Source organism: Sphingobium sp. TomTYG75, from assembly GCF_054771635.1.
The window spans coordinates 2,624,580-2,637,606 of record NZ_BSRE01000001.1 but is presented as its reverse complement, the minus strand read 5'-3'; the positions used below and the strand labels follow the sequence as shown (position 1 = coordinate 2,637,606).

13 protein-coding genes and 1 tRNA gene are annotated in these 13,027 nt (G+C 56.4%); 5 read left to right on the top strand and 9 right to left on the bottom strand.

The features are described 5' to 3' along the window. Positions 1–5 precede the first annotated feature (5 nt). Complete coding sequence (folK, locus tag ACYU81_RS13340) at positions 6–518, top strand: 2-amino-4-hydroxy-6-hydroxymethyldihydropteridine diphosphokinase (RefSeq protein ID WP_460988014.1); 513 nt, start codon at positions 6–8, stop codon at positions 516–518. Between the two features lie 44 nt (positions 519–562). Further along, positions 563–638, top strand: a tRNA-Lys gene (locus ACYU81_RS13335). Between the two features lie 317 nt (positions 639–955). On the opposite strand, the gene ACYU81_RS13330 is transcribed toward ACYU81_RS13335, so the two are convergent. The 4 genes from ACYU81_RS13330 to bamE form a co-directional block, all read right to left on the bottom strand. Beyond that, entirely contained in the window at positions 956–1,564 is a 609-nt protein-coding gene (locus ACYU81_RS13330) for a DUF4143 domain-containing protein (protein WP_460988012.1), read from the bottom strand. A gap of 302 nt (positions 1,565–1,866) precedes the next feature. Continuing rightward, positions 1,867–5,811 (bottom strand): NACHT domain-containing protein, encoded by a 3,945-nt coding sequence (locus ACYU81_RS13325; protein WP_460988011.1) that lies wholly within the window; start codon positions 5,809–5,811, stop codon positions 1,867–1,869. A 241-nt stretch (positions 5,812–6,052) separates the two neighbouring features. After that, positions 6,053–6,334, bottom strand: coding sequence for a hypothetical protein (locus ACYU81_RS13320; RefSeq protein WP_460988010.1), 282 nt, complete (start codon positions 6,332–6,334; stop codon positions 6,053–6,055). A gap of 176 nt (positions 6,335–6,510) precedes the next feature. Further along, positions 6,511–6,810, bottom strand: a complete 300-nt coding sequence (gene bamE, locus ACYU81_RS13315; protein WP_460988009.1) for an outer membrane protein assembly factor BamE domain-containing protein — start codon at positions 6,808–6,810, stop codon at positions 6,511–6,513. Positions 6,811–7,218: 408 nt separating this feature from the next. On the opposite strand from bamE, the gene ACYU81_RS13310 reads away from it, so the two are divergent. The 3 genes from ACYU81_RS13310 to ACYU81_RS13300 all read left to right on the top strand — a co-directional run bounded on the left by ACYU81_RS13310 (position 7,219) and on the right by ACYU81_RS13300 (position 8,631). After that, positions 7,219–7,836, top strand: coding sequence for a hypothetical protein (locus ACYU81_RS13310; protein ID WP_460988008.1), 618 nt, complete (start codon positions 7,219–7,221; stop codon positions 7,834–7,836). A gap of 194 nt (positions 7,837–8,030) precedes the next feature. After that, a complete protein-coding gene (locus tag ACYU81_RS13305) occupies positions 8,031–8,414 on the top strand; it encodes a hypothetical protein (protein ID WP_460988007.1) in 384 nt (127 codons plus the stop codon). 13 nt (positions 8,415–8,427) lie between these two features. Next, entirely contained in the window at positions 8,428–8,631 is a 204-nt protein-coding gene (locus ACYU81_RS13300) for a hypothetical protein (protein ID WP_460988006.1), read from the top strand. 130 nt (positions 8,632–8,761) lie between these two features. Here ACYU81_RS13300 and ACYU81_RS13295 read toward each other — a convergent pair whose 3' ends face one another. The 5 genes from ACYU81_RS13295 to ACYU81_RS13275 all read right to left on the bottom strand — a co-directional run bounded on the left by ACYU81_RS13295 (position 8,762) and on the right by ACYU81_RS13275 (position 12,848). Beyond that, positions 8,762–9,826: an AAA family ATPase gene (locus ACYU81_RS13295; protein ID WP_460988005.1), complete on the bottom strand. Its 1,065-nt coding sequence runs from the start codon at positions 9,824–9,826 to the stop codon at positions 8,762–8,764. Between the two features lie 116 nt (positions 9,827–9,942). Then, positions 9,943–10,584 (bottom strand): DNA-primase RepB domain-containing protein, encoded by a 642-nt coding sequence (locus tag ACYU81_RS13290; RefSeq protein ID WP_460988004.1) that lies wholly within the window; start codon positions 10,582–10,584, stop codon positions 9,943–9,945. Between the two features lie 272 nt (positions 10,585–10,856). Then, positions 10,857–11,048 carry a helix-turn-helix transcriptional regulator gene (locus ACYU81_RS13285; protein WP_460988003.1) on the bottom strand — a complete coding sequence of 64 codons (192 nt, stop codon included), beginning with the start codon at positions 11,046–11,048 and terminating at the stop codon, positions 10,857–10,859. 35 nt (positions 11,049–11,083) lie between these two features. Continuing rightward, a complete protein-coding gene (locus ACYU81_RS13280) occupies positions 11,084–11,728 on the bottom strand; it encodes a hypothetical protein (protein WP_460988002.1) in 645 nt (214 codons plus the stop codon). Continuing rightward, positions 11,715–12,848 carry a tyrosine-type recombinase/integrase gene (locus ACYU81_RS13275; protein WP_460988000.1) on the bottom strand — a complete coding sequence of 378 codons (1,134 nt, stop codon included), beginning with the start codon at positions 12,846–12,848 and terminating at the stop codon, positions 11,715–11,717. Before ACYU81_RS13275 ends, ACYU81_RS13280 begins: the two co-directional genes overlap by 14 nt. Positions 12,849–13,027 lie beyond the last annotated feature (179 nt).

Below are 13,027 nucleotides of genomic sequence, written 5' to 3'. Positions count from 1 at the left end.
GTGCGATGGTCAAGACAAGCACTCTTCATCTTTACGCGCTTGCACTAGGGTCGAACCGACCGCTGTCGGGGAAGCGGACGCCCAAGATGCTGGTGCAGGAAGCTGCGGCCCGCTTGCGGCGTGTTGGCCGGGTACTTGCGATGGCGCCGACATTGACGTCATCGCCGATCGGGCCTTCGTTGCGGGAATATGCGAACAGCGCTTTGTTGATCGAGAGCGACCTGCCACCGAAAGCAATGTTAAGCGCGCTCAAGATGATTGAGGCGGGCCTCGGCAGGCGCCGCCATCGCCGCTGGGGAGCGCGCAGCATCGATATCGATATCATCCTGTGGTCCGGCGGGCGCTGGGAGAGCAGGACGCTGGACATTCCGCACCCCGCATTTCGGGCGCGCGATTTCGTGCTGTCACCGCTTTGCGCGATCGCACCGGCTTGGCGAGACCCGGTTTCCGGCCTGTCCATCCGGCAGCTGCGGGCGAGGTTGCGAAAAGCACAAGTTTTGCTGCGCCCTAGAGGTTGACCAGTCGCATAACGGCCTCTAGTGCGTGCGGACCTCGCACGAGAGGGCCCTTAGCTCAGTCGGTAGAGCAACTGACTTTTAATCAGTAGGTCGCTGGTTCGAATCCAGCAGGGCTCACCATATTTTCAATGGCTTAGGCATGAACGCGAGTTTATGCTTAATGGTCGGGGTATCAATGGGGCATCAGATTGCCGAAGCCCATTTTACGCGAATATCTGTCGCTCGGTTGAGAAGCCTCCGGCAACTTTGCGCTTCGTTACGGCCATCCCCTTCTAACATCAAAGACGCTAAAGTCGGCCAGCCACTTGCCGCCACTCTCGAAAGCAGAGGTCGGAATCCTATCGGATACGCCAGATTTGTTGTCAGACGTCATTTCGAACAGAACGCATATGCCAGACAGGGTGTCAAACCGCCCACGAGATGGCTAAATGATGCGCTCAGGGGCCGTCCATCACCGCCGCCAGAGCTTGGTTTAAGGTTAACTTTTCTACTGCAATGCTCACGGATTGCGAGCCTTTGAGGCTCAGCCCTCCGGAATCTTCGGGAAACAAGACCATTGCACGAGTCGCCTCTGTTTCTCCACAGCCACGGTCAAATGCTGCACGAACTTCCTTTCGGCGCCCAAGCGTAATTTCGATTGCCCATACCTCTCGCGGCTGGCTCCAGTTTAAGATGAGATCGATCTCACCCTTTGGCTCGTCTTCCACCCGCCAGTATTTCCCAATCGTCCGGCTGCCTCCTGCACGCAAGAGAGTCGATACGGCGAATCCCTCCCAACTCGAATCTCGGATGAGCTGGCGGTCCTGCCTCTCCCGCTCTGTCTGTCGGCCGGACCAATCTACAAGCAATGGTTCGTTCAGACCGACAAGCTGGTGTAAGATGCCAGGGTCGGTCCAGTATAATAGATAGCTGCTGACTTTCAGTGAAGCATCAGCATCCCATAAGGGTAACCGAAAGAGTAAATCGCATCGGATTCCTATTTGGATGAGGCGGTTGAAGATCTCGCGATTCAGTCCGCTCCTTTTCTGGATTCCGTCTTCGTCCATTCCGTTTTGCGTGGCTAGCCACCGCCAAAATTCGAATCCTTGGCTTGGTGATATTAGGCCCCGGCCAAGAGGCGGAAGGTTAGTTTTGAGAAACTCATCACGCCACTGACCGCTACGTTGAGGTGTTTCAGCGAAGAGACTTGGCTCAAGCCTCCCACGATGCCACATTCGGTTGAGTGGAACGGCTGGAGGCTGCGCTATAGCCGATGTGGTGTTTAAGCGGCTAGGGCTGACATATGTCTCCACGCTCGCAACAAGACCGGGAAGTTCATGCGCCTCAACGATGTCGACCGGTGGATCGGTTAGCATGGATTAGGGCGGGTTAAATCCAATACCACGACTGTGACCCTGCCTGCTTGGGCTTCCTTGCTCGTCGCCGTCAGAGCCGCCTGCAACTCCTCGGGGGACCGGGGTGTCTGGACGCCCTCTGGCGGCTTGGTGAGTGACACATCAGGACCAAACCATAGGACGAGATAGATTCCATGGTCGGCTCTCCAGTCGTTGCAATAGAGGTGGCCCAGCTGCTTGTCGGCTGCCGTCCAAAGGTCGGCGTGCCATTGTCCTTTTACCTCAATTGGGAGGATAATATCCGCCACCGCACGAGCGATAATGTCAACCCGCTTGTCGTCCGCCAGATGCGTTTCAGGCTCATATACGAGGTCCGGCTCGACGGCGCGCAGCATCTTGCTTAGCTCATCTCGACAATGCTCTTCCCCCTTGTGGCGACCATCATCGCGAAAGAAGCCGCGATACCAGTCAATGTCGCTGCCGCGTAGCCAAGCTTGGACAGTCTCCAACCCGTCAACTAGGACTGCCCGGAGATCGGCAGAGTCGATAGGAGGACCGGCGTCCAAGATTGTCCTCAGGTCAACGAGGGAAGGGCAATCGTAGGTCTGTTCCGCTAGCTTCTGTTGTTGTTCCGCCGCTACCACACGAATGTAGTCCGTGTAGCCGTCCTTCTCCGCATCGGAGAGTACAGCAACTGCGGCTACCGCCTCTGACGATGTGTCTTCACCGAGCCGAGAAATCTGGCCTTTGAGATAGTCAGAAGCATCCCAATAATTTTCATCACCGGAACTTGTGCCGCTTGGCCTCTCTCTATTTGGCCACCCCCCTCTAAACCGAGATATAATCCATGTTCGCTGTGAGGGAAGGAGCGCGGCTGAGGCATGATCGCCGCTCCGGCGATCACCAGCCCTAGATCGCAGGTGCCAAAGTAGCTCTGTCTCAACTGCATCACCGATACGCGCGCGCGCGGCATCAAAATCAACGATGACCTGCACCGCGTCCCAGTTTCTTCGACGCTCATCGTCGAGATCCAGCTCCAACCTTTTGGATACGATATCTCGAAGTTCTTCGTAGCGCCCAGAGATGAGCAGTCGGTCGATCATTTCGGCCTCTGGTACAGCCGGTAGATCGGGACATTCCTGAAGCCATTCAGCCGCCAGCTTCGTCACGATCCCTGTCTGATCATGCATGCGCATCAGCTGATAGAGCCGATCAACATGCTCCTTCCGCCGTTTCAGCTGAGGTGTAATGTAGATGCGGATCGCTCTTTCCCAAGCTCCACGACCCTTGATTTCTTCCTCGAGGCAACCCTCCATTTCTGGAATGCCCGCATGATCGTCCATCCGCGTGTGCCAAAGGGTGAAGAGGCCAGCCATTAGTCGCTCCTCACTAAGGGCGGCAAACGGCTCCGCATACGTCCTGATTCGTTCAGCTAGAGCGGCGATAATGATGTCGCTTGCATACCAGCGTGTCCCTTTGGCGAAGCCCACGGCAATCTTCGGTGCAGTCACCGTGTGGGGCTTGCGCGTGAGAAACCGCTCGAAACCTTCATGGGCGGCAGCGGCAACCTCCTCGCCTAGCCATTGAGCGATCCGTTCATGCGGTTGCAGTTCGTCCCCAACGTCCCGAAACATTTTCAAGTAGGCTTGGGCAGGAGCATGGACAAAGCCGAATTGCCCTTCACGCACTTTCTCAACATTCCGAAGATAATCACGACGGTGCTCCTCAAACTTTGCAGCCTGTTTACGTCTCCTCTGCTCTTGCCGCCGATCCTGTTTGATTTTCCACTCGGGCGTCTTAGGTACCGCAAGGCGATCAAGCCACTTCACCATCTGTGGATTATGTGACACGAACGGCAGCGCGGCCTTTCGGGCAGTTTTCCCTTTATCGCCATCGTGGTGAACGAGCTGTAGGACTTCTCGCCAAACTTCAATGCTGCGATCATTCGGATCGAGTCTCTCAAGTAAGGCCACGACGTCCTCGTCGTTGGGCATCAAACCAGCCGATCTCCGCGTCAGCCTCATCGCCTTACGCCATACAGTTCCCTCGCTCTCGTCAAATATAACATGTCGCTGGATCGCACGACGAACTTCGTCGTTTTCGGCAAACCATACTCCGAGCGTCTTTTCGTTATCGCGTCGGTAAGAATGTTGCTCCTCGTACGGCTTTAGCCAGTTCCACACGCGAATTGGATCAAGGGGACCGGCCTCGAGACGACGCAGAATGAGCGAATAGGCAAGGTCGATTAACTGGTTTTCATCGATCCCAGCGTTCTTAGGAAGGAGCTCTGCGGTGTATTCGGTGAGCTTGTCGAGCAGCCCTTCTAGGCGTTCATCCGGAACGCGTTTCTCAAACCTCCAGAAGCTCAATAGCGTGCTGGACGCAGGTTCTCGCGGAACTGCGGAAAAGAGCAGACCATCGTGGGCGAGAAGCGCCTCTACGACCTGTTGGTCTGAAAAGGTCTCGACACCAACCAACTCGATTAATTCAAACGCCAGCCGCCCAGAATTGCGGCTACTATGTTCGAGGATGCCTCTCAAAGTGGCATCCCAATCCTCACCGACAAGATGAGAAGCCGCTGAAGCGGCTCGACGCCGGATGTAGAAATCCTCGTGTGGGTCCAACAGGAGAGTTCGCAAGGTTGCTCGAAATCGCTCTGCCGCAGATGCATTGTTGAGCTGGTCTGCGATTAGCACACGAAGGTGATATGGCGCTGCGCGATCACTCAAAAGCCGCTCGGCTCGATTCTGGAGCGACGGGGCAACGAGAGCTTGAGCTCGGACGTCATTCCACCCCTTGAACCAAGGGTTCCTCTCGGCAAGTCGCTCAAGCGCGTCAAACAACTCCTTTGCTTGTTTGTCGTTGAGTTCATCCGCATCGCCGTATTCGATGACACCCATCGGATCGGTGGCGATCACTTCGATTGCAAGATTAGGATCTCTGGCAAGCCAAGCATGCAAACCACGAAGGTTTGCTGGGACGAGGCCACGAGATCGGAATAGTTCCAGCAGCCGTTTGCGCTTGCTGCGGGTGTTTGCTCTCTTCGAGAGCCAAGCCGCGCCGAGAAACTCACCTACCCGCCTGTGCCAGTACGTTAGATCTCCATCCCCTGCACCCGCAAAAAGCCTTGTGCGTATGGCCACTTCCAAGTGCTCGTCGCAGAGGCTGCCAAGATCGACGAGTGTGACCTCATCCTCAATGATGTTCGCGGATGCCTTGCGCGAAATGCGTGACTTTCCGGCCAGTATCAGGCCAGCAAAGGCGGCACCTGCCGCATCCCGCGCCTCAGGGCCGGGAAGCTCGCCCGCACCTTCACGATGTTCCTTTCTAAGTGCTTCAACCGCGAAATCGAAAAGTGCACCGCTGCTCTCGGGAAGCTTTTGCCCCTCTGGAAGGCGACCAACCAGCTCGATCGTTTGCGGGTTTCCCAGAATCTCAAGGCCAAAGGCCTCGAAATGATCCATGAGCGTTTTCGCTCGCTCGAAGCCGACCTTTCCAGCGAGAATTTCAATCTGCTGCTCCCGAGTAAACGGCTCTAGATGCACCTCAAGCGGGGCTTCGTCATATTGCTCACGGATCGCCGCGACAGAAGTCGCTGATCGCCAGTCGGCAACGCGACACGAGAGGATGAAACGAGGATATCCGAGCTGACCCAACTGCTGGAGAACCAAGTCAACCGCATCTCCTGTTCCACGAGCGGGGACTTCATCAAGAGCATCAATGATGATGGGCGAACCGTTGGCAACGAGGGAGCGAGGATCAGGGCGATTGATGAACTGACGGGCAGTGACTCGGTTTACGCCAGCTTCAATCGAGAGCTTCTTAAGCAGTTCGCTCTTTCCCATTCCCGGTTCGCCCAGCACAACCAGAGATTCGGGGCGACGGAGTAGCTCTCCTTCACCGATTGCCTTGTGCCCCTGAAGGTCTTCAAACCAAAGTGTGCGGTCAACATATGTCACATACCTGTTCTTGCATGTCCTCCGCGCATTAAACAATCGTCTTCCAAGATTGACGGCGCCAAAGGAACGCAAACTTCTTTGGGTCGCACGCTCAGCTCGTACCTCGTCCGACAGATCAAAACCCGATCGAATGCCTTCAACGGCAACTCATTGGTTTATGGTCTCGGGCGCCCTTCATCCCAATCAGATATCAAACGCCGCCATATTCCATTTCCAGCGCATAGCCGCGCAGCGTTCCGGGTCACATACCGCCGATGTAGGCTCCCTTCTCTGCTTCCGCATCAGTCAGGTTCAGCTTATCGCGTGCCTGCCGGTAACGAACTTCATAGAGGTTCATTCTTGCCCGTAGCACAGCGACGTCCCGCCCCGCTTTGCTGAGTATGTCGATTGCAACGCCGATATTCGCCTTCGCCATGAAATAAAGACCAATATCAAAAGCTTCGTAGCCGACACCGGCGCTCTGACGGTTGGCCGATTGGCGTGCATCTACACAGGCAGCAAATCCGTCTGCGCTGGTCGGCATGGTGTATAGCGTACCGCACCGATCTGCAGCGTCAGCACCGCGTTTGATTTCTGAGCCAACCGTTGGCGTCGAAGGCTGGACGGGAGCGTTCAACCCCGTGGGCGGGGCGGCCATTGCAGTCAGGGAAAATGCGCCCAAACTGGTGACCGCCGCTATCAATATCGCAAGCCTCTGCATCACTTCATCTCGATCTGATTTTGGTTCACGGTTTGGAGCAGCCTACCGTTCGCATCGAATATCAAAGATACTGCGCGCGCGTTGGCTCCAAACATCGATCCCGTCGAATGGACCCATCCAAGCTGGACTCTGCCGTCCGGAAATTGGGAAATCGAGTTGGGTTTGCCTAACCGGGCGGTCACATCTTCCTTGGACATCCCCGGTTGAAGCTGTGCGACTGCGTTCGGATCGTAGTTCGTGCCCATCGATACGCAGCCGGTCAACATCAGCGCTAGGCTGACAAATGCATAATTCTTCATGTTCATCCCCCGGAAGCCGATCGCGGTACGCCCCCGCTTCGACTTCACACCTGATCCTTGGTGATCGGGGAGTTAGTAAACCGAACGCATCCGGTCCCTACGACCTTTAGGCTGGGAAGCCCTGGACATGCGCCGCAGGCTCCCCGACCATAAGGGTCAAGGATGTGCGGGCTGCGTCGGGCAGCACCAACCGATGCGTTAGGGGTTACTACGCCCCAGAACCGTGCGTGGCGGTTCCATCACCTGTATGAGATAGCGGGCGATCAAACTCAACAGAAACCCTGTCCAACCTGTCTTTCCCGTAGAATTTCGCAGAAAAGCTTGATCTTGAGAGACATAGACCGGGATTTGACGGGCCTGAGATAGGCAAAAAAACAGTGTAAATTCGCTCCGATTAAGGAGACGACGATGGGCGGCATTGGCTCTGGCGCACGGCGTTCAACGCATATAGGTGACATCGAGGATGCCTTGGCCCTCGATATTCGTATTTTGCGGCGGCTAGGCGTCGCTCGACCGGGTGAGTGCGTCATCGATACGATATGCTGGTCAACCGGCGATCCTGAGCGACCTACGGCGCGTTTGCGTATCGATTTGAGCGACGGGGCGTATTGCACGATGGCGATAACAGCCGACATGCTCGATGACGCCATCACGCAGCGCATCATGATCGACGCGGTGCCGTCAGGCTTTGATGGCATTCGACATTATTTCCTGTGCCCTGTCATGGGGCATCGCTGCGAGGTGCTATATTACGCCGATGGTCAATTCGCATCACGGCAAGCGCACCGCCTCTCATATGCTTCGCAGAATATGACCCACCTGACCCGCGTTCGTCGCCGTGTCATATCGCTGCGTCGGAAATTGATAGGCGGTAAAGACCGGACGCGCCCGAAAGCCCGCAAGCGTGCTGCAATGATCGACAGACTGGAAGATGCGCAATCACTGGCTCGCGATCTCTGGCAGGACCGGCTGCGAAAGCGGATCGATCGGTCTGGTTCCCAACGGATACCCGGTGAGGGGCGTTGACCCATCCGAGATCGCGCAATGGCGAAATCCATGCCGACCACTCAGCCTCATTTTAAATCAGCGGGTCCTCCCCGAATTGCACGATACCGTGCACCAGCATCCATGCGGAAATCAGCGGGTCTCACGCGGGATTTTTCCTGACGTCGAAACACCCATGATCTTATTGGGAAGATGGTCAACGAAAGGAGACCATCATGCACGACAACGAACCGCTCGACCGATCACACCTGTTATCCCATGCGCAGGCCCTATTTCCCGGCGCAATGATCGAAGTGATCCACACGCCCGGCGAGATTATCCATATCGATGTGGACGGGCACCGCTATACGTTCGAGATCGGCAGCGATGACGACGAATATCTCTTCACCGACGGAAAAACATCATTCTCGATCCCGCTCATGAAATCGACTGGGATTTCTAGGATTTCTCCTGACACGCCTTCCGGACCCGTCTTAATAGAAATGTCGGTCCCAAACAAAGGAGATGACCGACATGACGACGACCGCACCCGCAAAGCCGACCACCGCGCCGAACGCAGCGACAAAGAGCGATACCGTCGCCAAGCCTGCATCAGCTAACCCCCAAGCGGAAATGGTCACGCTCGACCAACTTGCCCGCGAAATGCAGGTACCGCCTCGCGATGCCCGGATGCTGCTCCGCCTGGCTGCCAAGCAAACGAAGCAGTATCCGAGCCTCGGCAAGGAGCATGTCGCTAGGCAGCCATGGTCATGGACGCCGGGTTCGAAGGCGCTGGAAGAGGCGCGCAAGGCGCTGACAACCGCCCATCCAGACTGACAACCAAACCGGACGTCCCTTGCCCTAGACTGGCCGACCGATCCATGGGTGCATTCCGGCCAGTTTCTAATGTGCGCACCACCCGCTCGAAAGAGCGCCAACGTCGTATATATGCACATTTGGCGCCCTTTCAGTCCGGCAGCTCCCATTTAGCACCCGGCCCCTTGCCGCTTACGACGCCCAACTTCTTCTTGGCGCGGTCCAGCGTGCGCTCCTGCACCCCCTTCTTTTTCATAGCGGCAATAACTTCCCGCGCCTTGGCGGGGCCGGGGGCAAGATAGTCCTCAAGCGCGCGGATCGCCCGGTCGAGCACCGAATCCTGCACCGATGATTGCGTCACCAGTTCGTTGGCCGACATCTCGACCGGCCCGTGCCATACGACCCGCGCCGCGCCACCCTTGGGAGGCGTACAAATCTCGAACGCCTCTGATCCCGCCTCTTTCGCATAGCTGCTCTTGTAATGCGCTAGCACACGCCAGTCGGCCCGTGTTGGGTGAGGTGTGACGATCATACCTGAGCGAACAGCTCCGCCGAAGGCCATTGATCCCTGCCCCATGTGCATCGCATTGTCGGACGCCTGCTTGCGCAAATGCCGCGCGATCAGGATGGAGATGTCGAATTCCTTCGCCAACCGGTGCAGAGGACGCATGAAGGCGTTGGCTTCGTTGGGCCGGTACATATCGACACCGCCGCCCATAAAGTTTGTGAGCGGGTCGATGACGACTAATGTCGGATCGTGGCTGCGGACTTCCCGGCGCAGTATATCGACGCCTTCCTCGTCCAGAGTGAAGGCACTATCGATTACCCTGATCTTATCGATATCCGCACCAATCGCTTCGAGTCTCGGCCGCAGCACGCGGCTGGGATCGTCCTCGTCATTCAGCAATAGGACCCGGCCTTTACGGGCAACCGGCATTTCGCCGAACTTGCCTGTTCTCGTAACCCCAGCCGTCATGCCAAGGCTGAGAAACGACTTGCCCATGCCGGGATTGCCATCAAGGATCGATGTGACGCCGATCGGCAAGAGAGGCTCGATCAGATATTCGACCGGTAGCGTTTCAAAATCCGCGAGGTCCTTGAAATGCTCTTCCTTCGCGATCTGCCGGACCTCTGACCAAGCCCTTTCGACCGCCTCGGCAAATTCCTCATCCGTGAGGGGCGGTGCGTTTGCGGCGTTGTCAAAAGATCTGGCCATCTTTTTGGCCTGGGACTTCGACATGCCCCTCAAGCCCCATTCCACGATGGCGGATTGCAACTCCCTTCCACGGTCCTTGCCGGTCAGCCGAAGGCGTATCTTTTTCGGATCGGCACTCATTGACCCGCCTCCAGTCGCGCCCGGATGCGAAGTATCTGGTCCTCGGCTTTGACTAGGTCGGTACCCCATTTGGAGTTGAAGTAGGGATTCATCAGCAACACGGCGGCAATTTCGGAATCCTCTGCGCCCGCCTCGATCATGCCGACGACGATGAGGTAGACCGCGCCCGACCGATCGGGCCTCATAACGCGCGTGGCGGTCATCAACGCGCCTGCCCGAAGCCCCATTTTGCGCCGATAACGCCGCATGATTTTGTAGGGATCAACGCCGGTGATTTCGACATTTTCTTCGCCTTTTGTAGGCGTTCCGGTCGGGATCGAAAGAATCGACCTAGGCAGCTTCTGGGGACGAGGATCATAGACCTGTAGGGTAACTATGGGTTTCCGATATTGCGGCTTGTGGTTGATAGTACCCGGAAGGCGCAGCATCTTGGTAACCGACCAGCCCCCCTTGTCGCCGCCATCCTTTGCCCAGATGTTGCGCGATACTTGCTCGGCAATGTCGCCCGGCGAAACGTCGCGCCATAACCAAATCCCCTGAAAGCGGTCCGGCGATGTCTCCCAAAGGATATTGGGCTGAGGATCATAGACGTCGGGATCGGCATCATCGATATCACACCAGGCACAACGGCTAGGCAATGCGAGCGCTGTGCGCCTGTATGGTTCGGCAAAGGCGTTAGGGCAAAAATAGATGTCGTAACGATCAGCAGGATGTGCAGCGATGATCGCGGCGATTTTCGCGCCCCTGTTACCTCTGATCGCGTGATCTTTCCAACGATCACCGCGACGGGTACCAATGAAGGTATATGCGCGGGGGTCATAATCCCACAGATCAGCAAGGAACCGGCTTGCCGCCTCGGTGGCAGTGGGACTTGCTTTTCCGGTCGTTAGCGGCCGGTAGCGCCACGGCATCACCGCTGCGCATCCACAGCGAGGCGGGCGAGATGGTCTTCGACTTCGCGCAGATTCCAGAATATTTTTTGCCCAATGCGGAAGCGTCGGGGGAACAGCCCCTTTTTCTCCCAAATGAGAAGTGTGGATCGCGCCACACGAATGCCGCAGCGTCGTAGCCCGTCGGTGTCGATAACAAGTGGATTTTGCATATTTCGGCTCCTCACATTCGAAGGAGCCGAAACAGTTATGCGGGATTCGGCGGTAGGTCGTGGGACGGATTGAAATCACTAACTCTCGGTTCTGTTTTGTTCTCGTTCAAAAAACCCACGACCTCAGCGGTGATATCGTCAAACGTCGTCGGGTCGGGGTAGAGACCTTTTTCCGCACACCAGTCGATCAAAAGCCGGGTTAATTCCGCCTTGGTCGGAACCGCCTCTTGGCTCAAGGCCATCTTCCACGCCGCATGGATGACATCCTTAGCGTGGTAGCGACCCGGATTTCGCTGACCGGCGATCTTTGGGAGATGGGCCAGCAATTGCCGAGGCTTGATGTAAATGGGCTCCCACGCATCTGTGAAAACGAAGAAGCGGCTGGTCCTGATGCAAATATTGAACGAAGCCGCCTCATACCACTTGGCAGGAATGTCGATCACCGGACGTCCAGACCCATCGGGGGGAGGATCTTGGTACGCAGTAATATCTCCATCAACGATATAAGATTTCAGCAAATACTGAACGGCTTCGGCCCTATCATGAGCTTCAGGATCAATCTCACGAGCACGACCCAGTGCATCCGGATCAGTATCGCTCCATGCCTTGTAGAAACGCGGACCAACAATATTCGCAGCCTCACGCAGCGATATGTATCGGCGGGTTTCAGTCGAACTCACTTAAAAAGCTCCCCCATTTCTCCAGCGCCGCGCGCTTCTCATCGGTGTAACCATAGCGATTATAGACCAGCGCGACACCGCCGATTGTGCCGCTGACATGGTTCAACACCTTCTCGACGACATGCGGTGCAACGCCCGCCCTCGCCATGCCGGATGCCGCCGTGCGACGAAGATCATGCAGTCGCCAGCCGGATGTCTCCGACGCTTGGGATATTCGCCGCAGCATCTTCGAAAACCCGCTCACGGGTGTGCGGCGATTGGTACTGAACACGAAATCGCAGGCGTCGAGCATCGGCACCGTGTCGAGAACGCGGATGGCAAATGGAGACAGCGGCACGGTGTTCGCCCTGCCGTTCTTCGAAAATTCTGCCGGTATTTCCCAAATTCCCGTCACCCGATCGATGTGGCTCCAGCGCATTTCCGCGAGTTCCCCGCGTCGTTGTGCGGTGGCAAGCAGCAGCAGAACGAATGGCCCGAAAGGGAACGGCTCCGCCTTCGCCGACCTGACGACGCGCGCAACCTCATCATCCGACAAAACCCTGTCACGAGCACGCTCCCGGGTGGGTGCGCTGATGCCGAGAATCGGATTGGCATCGATCAAACCTCGCTGGGCACACCAACTGAGGAACTTGCGCGTATGGGCTTGGATGCGGTTCGCCTGATAGAGCGCGCCACGTTCACTGGCGGCATCAACGATGCCCAATATGTCCGCCTTGGTGATCAATCGGATATCACGCCCGCCGAGGACGCTGACCAGTTCGCGAGTCAAGATGCGTTCAGCCTCACGCCAGCTTTTATTGCGAGGCTGGGCGTAGCTGCGGATGAAAGTCACAACTGCCTCTTCAACGCTAGTGATCAACCGCTGGCGCTGCTGTGTCGGATCAATGCCATCTTCGAGCAGCCGTTGAATATCCATCGCCTTTTCGCGGGCTTTCGCCAACGGCGTTGCAGGAAACGTCCCAAGTACCTGGCGTCGCTGTTCAATTCCCCAACGATAGTTGTAGACGAAGGTCTTTTTTCCTCGCGTCGTAATCCTAACTCCGAAACCGGGAAAGCTCGTGTCACGGATATCGACCCGCTTTGCCCCGGCTTTTGCAGTTTCCAGAAACTTGTTTGACAATACTCTACGCACTGTTGCCAACCTTTCGATGGCAACCTAATAATCATCAATTTTCTCATTCCTCAAAGAAATAATCCACCCCATACCGCATAATTCAGAAAAATTCCTGTCCATCTAGAATGCTACATGAATAATGTACAATATCACCGGGGGGTTCTTTAGATCGGAATGATGGATCT

Excerpts from the sequence above, each read along its gene's own strand:
- ACYU81_RS13310 (WP_460988008.1), top strand. The coding sequence starts at position 7,219 with ATGGGCGGCATTGGCTCTGGCGCACGGCGTTCAACGCATATAGGTGAC.
- folK (WP_460988014.1), top strand. The coding sequence starts at position 6 with ATGGTCAAGACAAGCACTCTTCATCTTTACGCGCTTGCACTAGGGTCG.
- bamE (WP_460988009.1), bottom strand. The coding sequence starts at position 6,810 with ATGAAGAATTATGCATTTGTCAGCCTAGCGCTGATGTTGACCGGCTGC.
- ACYU81_RS13295 (WP_460988005.1), bottom strand. The coding sequence starts at position 9,826 with ATGGCCAGATCTTTTGACAACGCCGCAAACGCACCGCCCCTCACGGAT.
- ACYU81_RS13285 (WP_460988003.1), bottom strand. The coding sequence starts at position 11,048 with ATGCAAAATCCACTTGTTATCGACACCGACGGGCTACGACGCTGCGGC.
- ACYU81_RS13330 (WP_460988012.1), bottom strand. The coding sequence starts at position 1,564 with ATGGACGAAGACGGAATCCAGAAAAGGAGCGGACTGAATCGCGAGATC.
- ACYU81_RS13320 (WP_460988010.1), bottom strand. The coding sequence starts at position 6,334 with ATGCCGACCAGCGCAGACGGATTTGCTGCCTGTGTAGATGCACGCCAA.
- ACYU81_RS13305 (WP_460988007.1), top strand. The coding sequence starts at position 8,031 with ATGCACGACAACGAACCGCTCGACCGATCACACCTGTTATCCCATGCG.
- ACYU81_RS13300 (WP_460988006.1), top strand. The coding sequence starts at position 8,428 with ATGGTCACGCTCGACCAACTTGCCCGCGAAATGCAGGTACCGCCTCGC.